The organism is Vibrio sp. SCSIO 43153, from assembly GCF_023716625.1.
GTDB lineage: Bacteria > Pseudomonadota > Gammaproteobacteria > Enterobacterales > Vibrionaceae > Vibrio > Vibrio rotiferianus.
In genome coordinates, this window is the sequence record NZ_CP071856.1 from 1,362,950 (window position 1) to 1,380,813 (window position 17,864).

Sequence of the window (17,864 nt, forward strand, 5' to 3'; positions counted from 1 at the left end):
TATATTTGTACTTGTTATAGGGGCTGCTCCTTGATGAGCCTAAGCCTTATGTTCTTGATTTCTTGGTGAGATACATCATTTCATCGGCACGATGAATTAAGCTTTGGTGGTTATCGCCATCGTGTGGATAACGCGCAATACCAATGCTCAGACCAATTTCAACTTCGTGGAAGTCAAGCAAAATGGGTGCACTACAAACCTGAAGAAGTAGAGCTTTGAAACGTTCTATCTCTTCAAAGTTATCTATGTTTGGTAGGCAGAGAATGAATTCGTCCCCTCCGTTTCTAATTGCAAACTGCGTGTCTGATAACAGGCCTAAGATACGATGAGCCGTGATTTTAAGAACTTCATCGCCATAGACGTGCCCATATGAGTCATTAATTTGTTTAAAGCCGTCTAGGTCGATATAGAGGAGTGCGAAAGTCTCATTGTGTAGCTTCGCTTGTTCAAACTGTTGATCGAGAAGTTGATTCCCTTTAAATCGAGATAAACAGTCGGTGAGTTCATCTATCTCTAGTAGCCTAAGGAGCCTCTGTTGAACTTCATTTTGTTGGCTTCGGTAGCTGTTGAATGCTTTTTCTATGGCTTTGAGCCCCTGAAACACGAAGAAGTTAAAAAGGTATAGCATGCTGTATTGAAAAACAAATGAATAGGTATCTATTTCTCTCGATGGATTTTTAACTATCGCGGATAGATCTATGTGAAAATAGATAAGTGATGCCAGACCATAAATGAATAAGGACCAAATGAAGCCTAGCTCCATCAGGACAAACAACAAATTTACGGTTAACAAAGAAGAGAAGACGAGTTGGCTGCCCCAAAAATAATAGACATAGAAGCTAAGCGAGAAGCCAAAAATTAGAGCTATGATGATTAGCTTTTGATTCGGGGAGGTGTTTAAGGCTTGTCCAAACCAAATATACAAGCTGCAGATAAATGCTGATAGCAGGTAAGGAATGTAAGTGATAGTCGGTTCATTCCTGTACACACTCACCACTAAGGTAACAGCAATCCCCAAGCTCGTTAAGCAAACATAGTAAAACGCAAATACCCTATCTAAGGAAGTTCTTTCCATACAAACATCTCTGAGGAGCAACGAAGGCGAAGTAGAGGTCGATTTTATCTAGTATCGATGTTTGTTTTTTTCCAATGAAACAAGGAAATACGCTGGTAATTCTATCTTTAAGGGTAGCCAAAGGTTTGTATTAACACTTCATTTTCCCAAGCACACTACACCGACCTTTATAGAATTACTCGATACAAACCGCCGTTTTTATAAACCATTTTATTGTTCGAAGTTGCATAACACTATTCGGTTTTCGGGAAAATGGCTCGATCTCAATATGCTTATAGAAAAAGTGAGCGGCTATACTGGTGCCAATGTAACCTTGAGCTCGGCCCGAGTGCCTTTAGGAAGGAGATGGCGGCTGTTTTAAAGCCACTATCTTTAGTTAGGTATATATGGGGGAGGTGCTTATCTTATCTTGTTGAAAATGCGAGAGCCGATTGCGTATCCAATGTAAAAGAGCGCTGCTAGCGTGATGAATGCTGAGACGTAAGCAAAGAAGTGATTCAAACCCAACCCAAAAGCTAGGGTGAAGGCAATGCCATTCACAGCTTCCAACGGAATTTTGTACCATGCTGAGTGCACGGTAGAACCGAATAGAATAAGAGTGCCGATTAAAAAGAGGGTGCCAACCATAAGGCCTGCCCATCTGCTGCTGTTCATGTGTTTTCTCAAGGGTGAACGAGTACGTAACAAAATATTTCAGAGATGCCATTATACAACTGAGTACGGGGAGAGGTGGTAGCGATATTTATGCAAATAAAGTAAGAGGCCACTGAAGTGACCTCTTTTTAACCGTTTGGTGTTTTAATTAGCCAATCCATTTAATGAAGTAGGGGATGATGAGCGCGTTCGCTAAATCGATAAAGAAAGCGCACACCAGTGGCACGATGATAAAGGCTTGGTGTGAATTACCGTACTTTTGCGCTACCGCAGACATATTGGCCATCGCAGTTGGCGTCGAGCCTAAAGATATTCCACCAAAACCAGAACACACTACCGCCGCATCGTAGTTTTTCCCCATCAATGGGAACACAACGAAGATTGCGATGCAGATTGCCACCAAAAATTGCGCGCCAAGAATAATAAAGATAGGCCCCGCCAAATCAACCAGATCCCAAAGTTGCATGCTCATTAATGACATTGCCAGGAATGCTCCAAGCGCCATATCGGCAATTAATGCAACAGCAGGTTTCCTTGCTGGCCAACGTGTGCCTGTAATACGAGGGTACGATGCTGGAATAACGTTAGAAATCAAAATACCGGCGAACAAACAGGTTACAAATAGCGGAAGCTCGAGACCTAAGCTACTGATCCCTTCATTCAAAATCGCACCCAATATGATACAAACATGAATCGCGAGCATCGCATCTAAGAAGTCGTAAGCATTGATGGATGGCTGAGGTTCATTTTTCGCGGTGCCAACGTCCATCTCTTCTACTGTGGTGGGTTTGAGGTTGTGCTTGTTTATGAGGTATTTCGCAATTGGGCCCCCCATCAAACTTGCTAAAATTAGACCAAATGTTGCGCTGGCAATACCGATTTCCATTGCGGTATTGAGATCGAAGATCTCAGCAATTCTTGGTGACCAAGCTATGGCTGTTCCATGGCCACCAATTAACGATACAGTACCACTTAACAAGCCGACTGCTTCTGGTTGTCCAAGCATGGTAGCAATACCAATCCCTGTTAGGTTCTGAACTAGCATATAGCCGATGGTCACTGAAAGCAGAATCAATAGAGGCTTACCGCCTTTGAACAAGTCTTGCAGGCTGGCGTTGATGCCGATAGTGGTAAAGAAGTAAACCAAAAGTAAGTCTCGAGTTGCTAGATCGAACTGTACATCTATCTGAGTGACGTAGTGGAGAATAGTGAATAGCACAGAGACCAAAATGCCTCCGGACACAGGTTCTGGAATGCTAAACTCTTTGAGAAATGAGCTTGCCTGAGTTAAGCGCCTGCCCAAAAATAAAACGACGATCCCAAGGGTCACCGCGAGAAAAGATTCGACTTGTAATACGCCGTCGACAAAATTCATAATCACTCCTGTTGAGGTGAATACACACGATATGAGAATCAATCCGTATGCTCATCTTTTAAACATACTGACATGTTTACATTTCATCCAGTTACATAGCGACGAATTTGAACTTAGTCGGATTGCTATGGATAAAAAAGGGGAGCGGTTGAATTCTTGGTCCCCTATGAATTCGTAACTCGCTCCCCAAAATCAAAAACTGTTCATTTAATTTTGTTGAATTGTCGTTTTTTCCAACTCCCAATCGCCACCCAATGATTTGTAGAGTGAGACAGTGACCTGAGCCGTTTGCAATTTGGCTGCGATTTGTCGGTCTTGCATCATGCGTTGCTGGCGCTGAGCATCCAGTACCGACAAGTGGTCAATCAACCCAGCACGGTAGAGGGATTTGGCTTTCCCCACAGCTTTATCTGTCGCAACCAGAGCATCATCAATACGACGTTGATTCTCTTGGCTTCTGCCATATGCAAATAGGGTGGAATCCACTTCAGCAAAAGCCGAATCTACAGCGTGTTGGTAAGTCAGTGTTGCTGCTTCAAAACGAGCTTGGTTGATGTCCTCTAAAGCATCGCCACGACCACCATCAAAGACATTCCAACTGATGCCTGCCGCGCCAACCCAACCGAAAGAATCACTGCTAAACAAATCATCAAAGCTAGAAGCAGACACGCCCGGAGCGCCGGTTAAGAAGAACTTCGGATATTGATTGGCAATACTTGCCGCAAGTTCTTCATTGATGGCTGCCATTTCTCGCTCTGCTAAGCGGATATCAGGGCGACGCTGGAGTAAGTCTGAAGGTAATCCGATTGGCACGACATTCTGCATTGCTGGTACACCTTGAGTTTCTGCAAGTCGCACTTCGACTTTCGATAAAGGCTCACCAAGCAGTACCGCGATACGATGTTTGTGTACTTGCTGCGCGATTTCCAATTGAGGAATGATTGATTCCATCGCTGCAAGCGTCGCTTTGGCTTGCGCTAAATCGAGATCCGAGCCATAACCGCTACGAACCACTTTCTCGACCAAGTCCATGGTTTTCCTTTGGTCTTCAAGGTTTGATTTGGCTAAGTCGAGACGCTCGCTTGCTCCTCGATACTGCAAGTAGTTATGAATCAAATCCGCAGTAAGCAAAGTCGTCAGCCCGCTTTGATAGATTTCTGCTTGCTCAACACGTATTTGCGCGGCATTGGATTGACGATCAATACGACCGAACAAATCCAATTCCCAAGCGATACTTGCTCCGGCAAATACACCATCATGCTGGTTGTCCAACAAGGTTGTATTGCTAATTTGTGGTGGCAGACCTGCAGCGGAATCACCAATTGGGTTCAGCGCCGGGCCAAGCAGTGAGTCGTTCTTACTCAGCTGATAATTGACGTATCCGGCACCAACATTGATGGTCGGCACCTTGAATGACTCAACAACGCTCTTATAGCTGTCTGCCATTTTGATGCGCTCTGCCGCGACCTTAAGCGGGATGTTTTGGCTTTGCATATCAAGCACCAAATCGTTCAACGTTGGGTCGTTAAACTCTGTCCACCAAAATGGTTCTGTCTCAGCATTGCGGCTGACACCATTTTGGTCAGCATACAAATAAGTTTCTGCCATGCTGGTGGTTGGCGTTTGATAGTCTGGCCCAACGGCACAACCGGATAAACTCATTGCCAATACCAGTGGCGCGATAACGAACTTTCTCATGATTACGCCTCCTTCAATTCAGCGTCAGTTTGCGTGGTTGGTGATGTTTCTTTGTATGCCAAGCGATACAGTGCCGGCATGATGAACAGTGACAGCACGGTCGCCGCGGCCAGACCGCCGATGATGGTGGCTGCCATTTGGTCGAACAGGAGATCCGATAGCAGCGGGATCATGCCGAGTGCGGTTGTTAGTGCACCCATCGAAATCGCCATGGTGCGGTTAACGGTGGCTTCTTTGATGGCATCCGATAATGGGCGGCCGTTCGCACGTTCCAACTCAATTTGGTCCATCAACACAATGCCGTTTTTAATGATCATGCCTGTCAAGGTGATGGCACCAATCAACGCCATAAAGCCGAATGGTTTATCAAAACCAAGCAGAGCAAAGGTGGCACCGGTAGCCGCCAAAGGTAGCGTGGCTAGAATGATGATTGGTTGCTTAAAGCCGTTAAACATTGCGACCAGAATGATCACCATGATCAGCATGGCTTTTGGTAGCTGTTTAAAGATGTCAGTAACCGCTTTGTGTTCATCGTAGTATTCGCCGCCCCATTCCAAGCTGTAGCCGACTGGCAGAGGAATCGCTTCGATTTGATCTTTCACCGCGTTGCGTACTCTTGCTGGTGTGGTTGAACGCTCAACACCTGCTTGTGCTGTGATGGTTTTGACGCGATTGCGGCGCCAGATCATGCTCTCTTCTGGTACTAGCTCAAAGCCATCGACCACTTGGCCGAGAGGCACACTGTGCATGCCAAGCAGCGAACGTACTGGCAGAGTTTCCAGTGAGGCCATATTTTGAGACGTGCCACGCAGCTGAATTGGAACCAACTCATCATTGAGGTTCATTTGGCCTAGTGGCATGCCATCAGAAGCGCGTTTCAGAGCAAAGGCGATGTCCGCACGGTTAATGCCAGCTTGGCGCATCTTGTCTTGATTGATGATGGGTTTCAGCACCTTGCTTTCTTGACGCCAGTCATCACGAACGTATTTGGCATCGGGATGCGTGGCAAAAATCGCTTTCGCTTGATCCGCCAGTTGGTGCAACACCGCTTCATCAGGGCCAGAGAAGCGAGCTTCTACCGCATACTTGTCTGAGGTCGCCAGTTTTAGTGCTCTAAAGCGAGGTTCGGCATCTGGGAAAGTGTTTTGCAACCACTTGTCACCACGTTCAACAAGTTGGCTGATGCTTTCGTAATCCTTGGTGTTTATCAAGATCTGCCCGTATGCAGGATCAAGCGGCTCTGGTTCTACGGTCACCGAGAAGCGCGGTGCACTTGCGCCCATGTAGCTAGAGATGCTTTCTACTTCTGGTTGCTTGAGTAGCCACTGCTCGACTTTGCGCATGTCAGCTGAGGTTTGTTCGATCTTGGCGCCATTCGGTAGCCAGTAATCAAGGAACACGATAGGGCGATCCGATTGCGGGATAAAGTTCACCGCCACGTAAGGCACAGCAACAGCAGTCACCAAAAGCAGAGGAATCAATGCTGTCAGCGCTTTCATTGGGTTATCAACCGTCCAAAACACCAATTGCTTGTAACGGCTTGGTTTTGCGTCTTCGTCGATATGTGTTGGTTTGATGAACATCCAACACATCAGCACGGTAAAGGTCATCGCGACCAACCAAGACAGAAGAAGCGAAGACGCTACGATGTAGAACACTGAACCCGCAAATTCGGCTGAGTCGGTTTTGGAGAACAGAACCGGACTTGCACCCATGATGGCAATGACGGTTGCGCCAAGCAGAGGGACGGCGGTTTCCTTGACCGAATCAATAGCAGCACGTGTGCGTTCGATGCCTTTGCCCAGTTTTACGATCATCATGTCAGTGATCACGATGGCGTTGTCGACCAACATACCTAAAGCAAGGATGAAGGTACCTAACGAGACTCGATGCAAATCTATGCCCGCGATATTCATGTAGATCAGCGTGAGCAGGATAGTCAGCAATAAGCTTGAACCAACAATTGTCGCGCTCTTAAAGCCCATGAAGACCAACAGCACCACAAACACAATGCCGACACTTTCCAGTAGGTTGCCGACGAAGTCATCAATCGCTTTTTGCACCTCTTCAGGTTGGTAAGCCACAGTAGAAATATCAACGCCAAGTGGCAGTGTTTGTTGGTAGTTTTGGATGATGTCGCGAATCGTGTCGCCGAGTGAGACCACATTAATGCCTTCAACAGGGCTGACCGCTAGCGTCACCGCAGGCTCACCATTAAATCGGCTTTCTGTTAGTGCTGGTGTTTGGTAGCCCATGGATACATCGGCGATGTCACCTAAGCGAATCAAGCCTGTACCTAGCTCACTTACGCCACCTTTGATGACCAAGTTACGGATATCATCTAATGATTGAAATTCACTGGTTTGAGTGATGCGAATGCGCTCGGTGCCAGCATCGAACTTGCCTACTTCAAAGGTCATGTTCTGTGTGCTGAGTTGGTTCCATACCTGCGCGACAGACAAGCCATATTGAGCCAGACGTTCGTCGGGCATATCAATGTAAACCACTCGCGGTTGCACGCCGTGTAGCTCAATCTTTTTGATGCCTTTTACGGCTTTGATTTGGCGTTGCAACTCTTCCGCATAACGGCGTAACTCTTCTGGTGCGGCGTCTTGGCTATGGATAGAGAAAAGCATGCCATACACTTCAGAGAACTCATCCTGAACAATGCTGATTTGCGCTGTAGACGGCAGTTGCAGTTTTACGTCGTCGACTTTGCGGCGCAGTAAATCCCATTGCTGCGGAAGCGCTTTGGAATTGAGGCTCTCTTTCAAGTCGACAAACACCATCGACATCCCCGGACGAGACAATGAGCGCAGGCGATTCAACTCGGCCATTTCTTGCAGCTTGGTCTCAATGGTATCGGTGACTTGTTGCTCTACTTCTTGTGCTGAGGCGCCCGGATACAAGGTGACAACGACGGCGGTTTTAACCGTAAAGCTTGGGTCTTCCAACTTGCCTAAATCGAAGTAAGAATACAGCCCTGCCACCACACTCAAGGCGATAAAGAACAACACGAAAGTGCGCTGTCTTATCGCGAATTCAGCTAAATTGATCATGATTCGAACCTATAGCGTTTTGATGGTTAAGTTCGGCGTGTTGTCGCCAGCTTGAAGATAATGAGTGCCGCTGATGACCACATAGTCACCTTGGTGGAAAGCGCCAGAGACACAAGCCTGATGAGAGTCGATGGATTGCAATGTCACTGGCTCGGTATGCACGATAGCGTCACGAACGACATTGACGTGTAGCGATTTCTTTTCACCTAAAATGGCAGAATAGGGGAAGCAATGACTGGATTGATCGGGCTGAAATGAGGTTGTGACCGTAACGGCTTTGCCATTGAACAGGTCGTTAGAAATTGAATCGATAGCTAGAGTGACAGGGTAAGTTTGTTTGATGAGATGCTTTTTAGGTGCGATTTCAGCGACGTTAGCACGGTATGTTTGCTCTGAACCATACCAAGACAGTGCCGCTGTTTGCCCAAGATTAAACTGACGAATCATGTTCTCAGGCACATCGATATCCACTTCCCACTGACCGTCTTGTTGAAGAGTAGCGACGCTAACGCCCGGCAGTGTCTGCTCGAATGCGTCGATTTGTACCTCGCCAATGCTGCCAGAAAATGGTGCACGCAGTGTGGTGTAAGCCAAGGCATCTTCCGCGCGTTGGATATTCTTCTCTACTACTTTTACGGCAGACAAACTACGCTCATAACCGCTGATGGCACGATCTAAATTGACGCTGGCAATCGCGTCGTCTGCCGTCGCTTGCTTCACGCGTTTTAGCTCAGCCTTTGCGAGTTTATGCGCGGACTTCGCTTCTAACATACGTGCTTGGAGTTCTTCCAAAGAAACTTGGTAATCGTGAGGATCAAGCGTTGCAATGATCTGTCCTTTCTCGACATGATCGCCTTTCTTCACCAAAACGCGGTCAACGGTGCCTGGAACGCGAAAAGAAAGGGATGCGGTCTCTTTTGCTTGAACAATGCCACTAAACGATTTGTTCAATGCCGCGTTTTCACCCGTGACTTCAACAACTTGAATTGGGCGAGGGGACTCTGGTTCGGTGAACGTGTTTTGGCTTTGATTACAGCCAAACAGTGCCAATGTTGCGGCACCTAATGCAGTAGTTTTGAATAGACGATTCATACGATGGCTCCATAATTTTGGTGCCATCATACAATTGTACAATGTTCAGATAATCACTCGGCAATGAGACTCACTGTCTCAAAAAACGATACAATGCATTCAGCTAAACGAGTTTTGGGACTTCTTTAATGAGGTGGTCAATAAGTAGGCGGCTCGCCTGACTCAATGTCTTAGGTTGCGGGTAGAGCAACCAACCCGATTCTTCAGTGACAGAATATTGTGACAATAGCTGCACCAAGCTGCCGGATTCCAACTCACGCTTCACCAGTAGCTTGGGCATAAAGGTGATACCACGATCTAAAATCGTCGCGTTCTTAATAAAGCCAATGTTGTTGGAAATAAGCTTCGGGTGCAGTTGTACACTTTGCTCTTGAAAGTGCCATACATTATCGACGTCACCATTTGGCCAGCGAAAACATACGCATTTATGCTCGGTTAGTTGTTCGAGAGTCTCCGGCGTACCATAGGTTTGAAGGTAGTTCGGGGAAGCGACTAAGCAGCGGTCGAGCGTCAGTAACTTGCGTGCGACGATATCGGAATCAAACAAAGCACCGCCATGAAAGGCGATGTCTAGCCCTTGCTGGAACATGTCATGAAAGCCGTTGTTAATGTTGCGGATATCTAACTCAACATGAGGGTATTGGTCGTGGAAATCGAACAAAATTGGACGAACCAGTTCGTCAGTTTCTGGTAGCAATCCAAGCTTGATACGACCACGAACTTCGTTGGTGTTATTGCTGACTTGTTCGTTCGCAGAGTCGAGCATCGTGAGCGCTTTTAGTAAGTTCTCATAATAGGCTTCGCCGTTGTTGGTCAGCGATAAACTGCGCGTGGTGCGATGAAACAGCTGGGCTCCAAGGGACTGCTCTAATTCACCGATTCGTCGACTCACATTCGCGCGCGGCAGATCTAATGCGTTTGCCGCGGCGGTAAAGCTTCCTAGCTCTACCACTTTAATGAAGAGTTTAAGATCGTCGATTTTCACAATGGCGCTCCATGCTTATTGAACACTGTATTAAACCGTGACACTCTAAAGCATCATAACGTTATGCACAAAATATAACGTCAATTTTGCTATAAGAAAAATAGGGTATTAATGTGCTTAGAGTCATTCAACGCCGCCGAATTAAGAAGGTCATCAAGCTGCTCTCCGGCCGATTGATTAAGGGCTATGGAAGCCGCGAGTACTTTTCCATCGGTCAAGTACAAAGCAGCACAAGCGAGTTGAGCAAGCGCCAACAGCAAATTGCTTTAGCGCTTTATGCCAATCCTGAAGAACTTAACTCAGGAGAAGCAGTTCAAATTCAGTCTCTGCGTGCTGATGTTGCCAACGATTTCTTCGATGGTGGTGATTACACCGCACAAGATGTTTTGAATCTACTGGGCTCTGGCGGCTGGAAAGGTGGACGTATGGATGATGATATGTCACACCGATTCGGAATGAATAGCCGATACTAAACCTCGTAATCAAACACGATGATGTCTTCAAGCAGTGGTCTAAACACCTCTTTCAACGCATCGTGCTCTGGGTGAGGCAGATAATTCTGACGACCTGCTTCATTGGCAAACGTCATCATCACGGCGTGTGTGTAGTCTTTGTTCTTTCCTTCTGGGCTGTTGTTTAAGCCCCATTCAACGTCGGTTACACCTTCCACTTTCGTTGGCATGGCTTCGAAGAGCTCTCGAAGTTGTTGGATTTTTTCGCTGGTGGCAGATGTTTTAAATTTGATGAGTAGAATGTGTCTGATCATGGTTTTGTGTTGTTATATTTTGTTGTGTTTGAAGAACAACACTATAACGGGCATCCATTCTAAAGTTAGCTTTTGGCTTCACAAAATAGGGAAACAAAAACGCGAGCACAGTGGCTCGTGCTTTAGTTAAGTTAGCTAGATTATCGGTAGTTAGTGTGAGCGATTAACCTTCGAGACGCTTCACCAAGCAGAAGTGCTTTTTACCGCGTTGAAGCAACCAGTACTGGTCGAACAGTGGGAAGTTCAAGCTTGGTTTTTCTGTATCGATTTTTTCGCCGTTCACACTGATGGCGTTGTTGCCAATTAGCTCACGAGCAACGCGTTTTGAGCTGGCTAGACCGGATTCAACCAGAAGCTCAACCAAGTCTTGCTCAGCACTTTGCATGCTCGGTAAGCCATCGAGTTCCAACTGTTTTAGCTCGCTCAAGCTCAATTGCTGCACATCACCGCTAAATAGCGCTTGAGTGATTCGTTCTGCACTTGCTAATCCTCTTTCGCCATGAACAAAGCTTGTCATTTGTTCCGCTAAGATACGCTGTGCTTGCGGTTTGCCTTTACTCTCTTTGTCTTGTGTTTCAATTGCTGCAATCTCATCGCAACTCAAGAAGGTGTAGTAGCGTAGGAAGTGGTAAACATCGGCATCTTCCGCGGATAACCAGAATTGGTAGAAGGCGTAAGGCGAGGTTTTACTTGGATCCAGCCACACTGCACCTCCTTCGGTTTTACCAAATTTAGTGCCATCGGATTTGGTGATCAAAGGTAAGGTTAAGCCAAATACTTGTTCACCATTTTGACGGCGAGTAAGGTCAATGCCGCTAACAATGTTGCCCCACTGGTCGTTACCACCGATTTGTAAGCGACAGCCGTACTGACGGTTTAATTCTGCAAAGTCGTAAGATTGCAGCAGTGCGTAACTGAACTCGGTGAATGAAATCCCTTGGTCTGGGCGTTGTAAGCGTTGCTTAACCGACTCTCGGCTGATCATGGTATTCACGGAGAAGTGTTTACCCACATCGCGGAAGAAGTCGATCACGTTAATTTGCTTCACCCAATCTGCGTTGTTTACCATGATCATTGGCTTGCTGACTTGGTTATTCATCAATTGTTGAATTTGGTTCGACAGATCTTTTACCCAGCCTGTTACGGTTTCTTCTGAGTTTAAGCTGCGCTCTGTAGCTTTAAAACTTGGATCGCCGATCATACCCGTTGCCCCACCAATCAGGGCGATGGCTTGGTGTCCTGCATCTTGAAAGCGTTTGAGCATAATAAGTGGAACAAGGTGACCGATGTGCAAGCTACCTGCGGTTGGATCGAAGCCGCAGTACAAGGTTTGTGGCTCAGAAAGCAGTTGTTGAACTTGGTCTAAATCACTCGCTTGGGCAATCAAGCCGCGAGTTTGTAAATCTTCAATCAGTGTCATCGTCTTATCTTTATCTGGTTCGGTTGTATTCAGATTAAAAGGCGATGCGGAATCGAGATATATCCCTAAAGGGACAGTTTGTTACCTTGATTGAGTGATCAGGTGGTTGAGAAACAACTGAAAGAACTCGCTTAAAGATGCCACATTCAGTTGTGCGTAGATGCGTTTACGGTGATTCTTGACTGTGCCTTCTACGACATCTAGCTGCGTTGCAATCTCTTTGCTGTCATAGCCTTGCGCGATTAATGCGGCAATTTCTTGTTCTCGATTAGTGAGGACAGTTTCGCCAAAAGATGCCAGAGCGGATTCAATTGCAGTACGCATTTGTCCCGAGTAGGTGGTAGGACTGAAAACTGGCTCGGCGAGTGTAAACTCGGTTTGTTTCCAGTGCTGTCGGCACAAAGACTGAATAATGGCAAAGTAAGATTTGAGCTTGGCTACTTGAGGCTTGGTGAAGCGCTTATCGTCCTGCATAAAACCGAAGTAGAACATCACCCAACGTGTCGGTTCGATTTCGACCAACATGCTGAGTTCATCTTTCCAGCCAGTTTGATGGTAGAACTGCTCGCAGTAGGCTTGATAATCGAGATCGTTGCGCGCGACATCTTTTCTCACCACGTCTTTGAGCGTAAAGATACCTTGTTCTTTGTTAGCGTTAAGTTTTTGATAAAACGGGTCATTTTGAAAAGAAGTCGTGAGATAACGCTGGAACAGTAGCTCGCGTTCATTTTCAATCGAATCATACAGATAGATAGGGTGTTTGCCTTCGCGGTAGCCGAGGATCACTGCGCAATCAAAACTCAGTAGTGAAGCTATCACGCGCATGAGTTTAGGCGTAAAGCTTGGTGAGTTAAGGGCAGATATTGTTTCTGCAAGCTGAGTGTTGAATGCGTCGCTGGGCATGGTGATTCGGGAGTTCGATAAAGGTTGGGGTAAGCATAACGCAATAGGCTGATATCCCAAAGTGATCAGAAAGGGGAGCGTTGTGCTCCCCCTCAATAAATCATTGTCACTAAGAGATTACTGTGAATCGGTTAGCTCTTTATTCACCCAGTATTTTGAGCCAGAAACGTTTGCATCAACTAATAACCCTGTGGTGTTTAGCTGATATACTGCTACGCCGCTGTTGAATTGCGCTGTCATTTCTTCGCCGTCCTCACCAGCGACTAAAGAAGCTTCGCTTGATGCTTCCCAACCTTCTTCGACAAAGGTGTTAAAGTCTTTTTCTTTTTCAAACAGTACGACCTGTTGGTAGAACTTACCACCAACGCCAAGAGCGACGCCCGCACCAAACATATTCATATAAGTACGTTGATCTGTGGACTTGTTGACCGCAACCCCAGAGCCCGAGTTGGTATGGAACATCAGCGATAGTTTGCGTGAATCAAAAACCGCGTAGCCGTATGCCTTGTCGTACAGTGCTTTGGCTTTAGGCTCTTCATTGAACAGTTTGAGAAGTGTGCTATCCGCCATAAGATCAATCGCTTGGCGTGCTTCTTCAGGTGTATCGCCTTCCATCAGTTCGGTGATCTTCTTGTCCGCTTCATCGATCCAACCTTTACTGGTTTCAATGCTTGCGTCGGTCCACTCGCCAGCGGTGTTAATCGCATCTTCTGACCAATCGGTGAAATCCTTCCAAGCTTGTTTGGAGAAGGCTTTGGTGCTGTCCCAAGTTTCTTTAGCGGTGTCAGAGACGGCATCTCCTAGGTCTGAAAGGCTGTTTGAAATGTCATCCCAGTCGGCATAAGCGGGAGAAGCAAGAAGCGTTAATGCGGTAATGAGAGCAAGAGGCTTTTTCATAGGTCCGTTCTTTTATGAAATCATATCCTTTTATTCTAGGTGAAAATTTAAACAGGGAGAATTGATCAGCTTATTGGGTTGGGATTGCTGTCACGAACTCACGTAGGTTTGACATAATTAAGACACAGTAAATGTATGGTCCGCCCCGTTATTGCAACTACAATTAAGTCATAACGGAGTTGGTTTGCGCTAATGTATTCGGAGTCCTTGTTGGGAGCACTAGCTTCCCAGCTCCACGATGATATCTGCGCCAGATTATCCTTAAAAAGCCCAAAGCGTTTAACGCTATTTTTTGTGTCAGGTTCTTAATCTGGTCGATTGACCGTTTTTGTCATCACGTTCATTGGCGTTGCAAACTTGGTTATAGCTATACAGCCTTAAAAGCTTGGCGGTGGTATAACACCGCCCAAGCTATTCTTGCTAGCTTGTTGGCAAGTGCTACGACCACAACATTAAATGGCTTCGTCGCCCGGAGCTTGATGAGCCACTCTCCAAACACTTTCCCTGTCGTTTCTAGCCTTGAGAGAACTGCTCTTGCTCCATGGATAAACAGAGTTCTGAGATGTTTATTGCCTCGTTTACTCATGCCAAGTAGCTTGGTCTTTCCTCCCGTAGAGAACTGTCTCGGCACAAGCCCTAACCATGCAGCCATTTCCCGACCATTGGTGAAGTTACTTGGGGAACTTACATCGGCAACACACAACGTCGATGTGAGGTCGCCAACGCCAGGGATAGTTTTCAGCAATTGTGCACTTTCGTTATTGTTAACAACGGCTTGAAGCTTACTGTCTTGAACTTTGACTCGTTCATTAAGGTATTTGTAATGCTCGTGGATAGACACTAATTCAACGAGTAAGCTTTCTGGTAAAGACGCTTTTTGCTCTGCTAGCCATTGGAAGAGAGCCTTCATCTTTGCATGCCCCTTTGGAAAACTTAGGCCGAACTCAAGCAAGATAGCCCCAATTCGAGACATGGCGGCCGTTCTCTCCTTGATATAACCATCTCTGACACGATGAATCGCTGCGATAACTTGGGCTTCTTCACTTTTTACCGCGATAAACCTCATTGTTGGTCGACCAGCGGCTTCTGCGATTGCTGATGCATCTATGAAATCATTTTTGTTGCCTTTGACATAAGGCTTAACGTACTGGGGAGGAATAAGTCGAACTTGATGACCGTATTCACCACTCTTGCGAGCAAGCCAATGAGCACCGCCACAAGCTTCGAAAGCAATGGTTGTTGGTTCGATTTTACAAAGGAAACGTTGGAGTTGGTTTCGACTAAACTTACGACGTAATACTTCTGCACCTGAACGGTTATGAGCGATAGCGTGGAAACAGTGCTTGCCTAGGTCGATACCTAAAATATGAATAGAAGACATATGGTTCACCTCATTCTGAGAGCCTACTCTAAGCTTAAGGGCTTGAGAGTGGGGCGGACCATATAATTAAGCCCTCAAACTCAGGAGCGTGAGGGCTCTATTATCGACAGAGTAGAGTGGCTTATTTGCTCACTTTACCCAGCTTCAACCAGGTATCGATAACCGTATCTGGGTTCAATGACACAGAGCTGATGCCTTGTTCCATTAACCATTCTGCAAGGTCATCGTGGTCTGATGGACCTTGACCACAGATACCAACGTATTTGCCTGCTTTAGTGGCCGCATCGATCGCCATTTGTAGCATGGCTTTCACCGCTGGGTTACGCTCATCGAATAGGTGTGCAACATCGCCAGAGTCACGGTCAAGACCAAGTGTAAGCTGAGTCATGTCGTTTGAACCGATAGAGAAGCCATCGAAGTACTTCAAAAATTCGTCAGCAAGTACCGCATTTGATGGCAGTTCACACATCATGATGACTTTTAGACCTTGGTCGCCACGGCGTAGGTCGAACTTAGCAAGTAAGTCGATAACCGATGCTGCTTCGCTCGGTGTACGAACGAACGGGATCATGATTTCAACGTTTTTCAGACCCATCTCGTTACGAACGCGCTTGATTGCCTGAGTTTCTAGCTCAAAGCAGTCTTCAAACACTGGAGAAATGTAGCGAGATGCACCACGGAAGCCCAGCATAGGGTTTTCTTCATGTGGTTCGTAACCTTTACCGCCGACCAAGTTGCTGTACTCGTTGGATTTGAAGTCAGACATACGTACGATGACGCGTTTTGGCCAGAATGCTGACGCGATGGTCGCAATGCCTTCTGTTAGCTTACTAACGTAGAAGTCGATTGGATCTTTGTAACCACGGATACGTTCAGTGATTTCAGCTTTTAGCTCATCGCTTTGCGCGTCGAAGTTCAGCAGCGCTTTCGGGTGAATACCAATCATCTTGTTGATGATGAATTCAAGACGCGCAAGACCGACACCTTCGTTTGGAATCTGAGCGAAGTCGAATGCACGGTCTGGGTTACCCACATTCATCATGACTTTGGTTGGTAGCAGTGGAAGTTCATCAACCGCAGAGCGTTTCACTTCGAAGTCCAACTCGCCTTGGTAAACGTAACCCGTTTCGCCTTCAGCACAAGATACTGTTACGGTCTCACCGTCAGTCAGTTTGCTGGTGGCGTCACCACAACCAACGATAGCCGGAATACCAAGTTCACGTGCGATGATGGCCGCGTGACAAGTACGACCGCCACGGTTTGTAACAATCGCAGAGGCTTTCTTCATCACTGGTTCCCAATCTGGATCAGTCATGTCTGTAACCAGTACATCACCGTCTTTGACTAATGACATTTGGTCTAGAGAGTCAACCAAACGTACTGGACCTTTACCGATACGTTGACCAATTGCACGACCTTCAACCAAAACGTCTGCTTTGTTGCTTAGCTCGTAACGTTCAATTACGTTTTGCTCGCTTTGAGAACATACTGTCTCTGGGCGTGCTTGAACGATGTAAAGTTTGCCGTCGATACCATCTTTTGCCCACTCAATATCCATAGGACGCTGGTAGTGCTTCTCGATGATCATCGCCTGTTTTGCCAGCTCTTTGATCTCTTCATCGTTCAGAGAGAAGGCATTGCGCTCTTCTACAGAGGTATCGATGATCTCAACTTGCTTACCGATCTCTTGGCTATTTGAGTAGATCATCTTGATCTGCTTAGAGCCAAACGTCTTCTTAACGATAGGGTATTGACCCGCTTCTAGCATTGGCTTGTGAACGTAGAATTCATCAGGGTTAACTGCACCCTGAACCACCATTTCACCCAAGCCCCAAGAAGAGGTGATGAATACGACCTGATCGAAGCCAGATTCTGTATCTAGGGTAAACATAACGCCAGAAGAGGCTTTGTCCGAGCGCACCATGCGTTGAATGCCTGCCGATAACGAGATGCCTCGGTGGTTAAAGCCTTGGTGTACGCGGTATGAAATTGCACGGTCATTGAACAGAGAAGCGTAAACGTGCTTAGTCGCTTCTAAGACTGCATCAATGCCTTTTACGTTTAGGAACGTCTCCTGCTGACCAGCAAATGACGCATCCGGTAGATCCTCTGCAGTTGCAGAAGAGCGAACGGCAACAGAAATCTCAGGATGATTGTCTGTCAGTTCTTTGTAGTTATCACGGATGTCTTGTTCCAGATCCGCAGGGAACGGGGCTTCTAATACCCATTGACGAATGGTGGCACCTGTCTTGCGCAGGGCTTCTACATCCTCAACGTCTAGTTCATCAAGTAGTTGGTGAATACGCTCATCCAAACCTTCGTGGTCAAGGAATTGGTTAAACGCATATGAGGTTGTCGCAAAACCGTTTGGTACCGATACTCCAACATTGGCTAGGTTAGAAACCATTTCGCCAAGTGAAGCATTTTTACCGCCGACTTTGTCGACATCATCCATGGATAGGCCATTGAACCAGAGGGTGTTCTTTTGCATGTCTTTCTCCAGAAACATTGCAGCTTTGTAGGGATTTATACCAACCTCGAGCAGCAGTTGAGCATCCT

The 17,864-nt window shown here is 46.5% G+C and carries 14 protein-coding genes; 1 reads left to right on the plus strand and 13 read right to left on the minus strand.

From position 1 onward, the window contains the following. Positions 1–46: 46 nt before the first annotated feature. The 7 genes from J4N37_RS22355 to J4N37_RS22385 all read right to left on the minus strand — a co-directional run bounded on the left by J4N37_RS22355 (position 47) and on the right by J4N37_RS22385 (position 9,938). Entirely contained in the window at positions 47–1,075 is a 1,029-nt protein-coding gene (locus J4N37_RS22355) for a GGDEF domain-containing protein (RefSeq protein WP_252042388.1), read from the minus strand. 399 nt (positions 1,076–1,474) lie between these two features. Then, positions 1,475–1,729: a hypothetical protein gene (locus tag J4N37_RS22360; protein WP_038886516.1), complete on the minus strand. Its 255-nt coding sequence runs from the start codon at positions 1,727–1,729 to the stop codon at positions 1,475–1,477. Between the two features lie 148 nt (positions 1,730–1,877). Continuing rightward, a complete protein-coding gene (gene gltS / locus J4N37_RS22365; protein WP_252042390.1) occupies positions 1,878–3,104 on the minus strand; it encodes a sodium/glutamate symporter in 1,227 nt (408 codons plus the stop codon). A 207-nt stretch (positions 3,105–3,311) separates the two neighbouring features. Next, positions 3,312–4,802, minus strand: coding sequence for an efflux transporter outer membrane subunit (locus J4N37_RS22370; RefSeq protein ID WP_252042392.1), 1,491 nt, complete (start codon positions 4,800–4,802; stop codon positions 3,312–3,314). A gap of 2 nt (positions 4,803–4,804) precedes the next feature. Next, entirely contained in the window at positions 4,805–7,861 is a 3,057-nt protein-coding gene (locus J4N37_RS22375) for an efflux RND transporter permease subunit (protein WP_252042393.1), read from the minus strand. 9 nt (positions 7,862–7,870) lie between these two features. After that, a complete protein-coding gene (locus J4N37_RS22380; RefSeq protein ID WP_252042395.1) occupies positions 7,871–8,953 on the minus strand; it encodes an efflux RND transporter periplasmic adaptor subunit in 1,083 nt (360 codons plus the stop codon). Positions 8,954–9,056: 103 nt separating this feature from the next. Further along, the gene (locus J4N37_RS22385; RefSeq protein WP_252042396.1) at positions 9,057–9,938 is read right to left on the minus strand and encodes a LysR family transcriptional regulator; all 882 of its coding nucleotides are present in this window, start codon (positions 9,936–9,938) and stop codon (positions 9,057–9,059) included. A gap of 113 nt (positions 9,939–10,051) precedes the next feature. Between J4N37_RS22385 and J4N37_RS22390 the strand changes: the two genes are divergently transcribed. After that, on the plus strand, positions 10,052–10,411 hold the full coding sequence (locus J4N37_RS22390; RefSeq protein ID WP_171305460.1) for a DUF6559 family protein: 360 nt from the start codon (positions 10,052–10,054) through the stop codon (positions 10,409–10,411). Here the strand turns inward: J4N37_RS22390 and J4N37_RS22395 are convergent. From J4N37_RS22395 to ppsA, 6 genes are all read right to left on the minus strand, one after another. After that, complete coding sequence (locus J4N37_RS22395) at positions 10,408–10,704, minus strand: Dabb family protein (protein ID WP_252042398.1); 297 nt, start codon at positions 10,702–10,704, stop codon at positions 10,408–10,410. The two genes, J4N37_RS22390 and J4N37_RS22395, sit on opposite strands and share 4 nt — an antisense overlap. Before the next feature lie 163 nt (positions 10,705–10,867). Then, the gene (gene tyrS, locus J4N37_RS22400) at positions 10,868–12,124 is read right to left on the minus strand and encodes a tyrosine--tRNA ligase (protein WP_252042400.1); all 1,257 of its coding nucleotides are present in this window, start codon (positions 12,122–12,124) and stop codon (positions 10,868–10,870) included. An 81-nt stretch (positions 12,125–12,205) separates the two neighbouring features. Beyond that, positions 12,206–13,027 carry a LuxR family transcriptional regulator gene (locus J4N37_RS22405; RefSeq protein WP_047515131.1) on the minus strand — a complete coding sequence of 274 codons (822 nt, stop codon included), beginning with the start codon at positions 13,025–13,027 and terminating at the stop codon, positions 12,206–12,208. A gap of 117 nt (positions 13,028–13,144) precedes the next feature. Then, the gene (locus tag J4N37_RS22410; protein WP_252042401.1) at positions 13,145–13,924 is read right to left on the minus strand and encodes a lipid-binding SYLF domain-containing protein; all 780 of its coding nucleotides are present in this window, start codon (positions 13,922–13,924) and stop codon (positions 13,145–13,147) included. A gap of 367 nt (positions 13,925–14,291) precedes the next feature. After that, the gene (locus tag J4N37_RS22415; protein ID WP_252040496.1) at positions 14,292–15,305 is read right to left on the minus strand and encodes an IS110 family RNA-guided transposase; all 1,014 of its coding nucleotides are present in this window, start codon (positions 15,303–15,305) and stop codon (positions 14,292–14,294) included. A gap of 121 nt (positions 15,306–15,426) precedes the next feature. Beyond that, positions 15,427–17,796, minus strand: a complete 2,370-nt coding sequence (gene ppsA / locus J4N37_RS22420; RefSeq protein ID WP_252042403.1) for a phosphoenolpyruvate synthase — start codon at positions 17,794–17,796, stop codon at positions 15,427–15,429. Positions 17,797–17,864 lie beyond the last annotated feature (68 nt).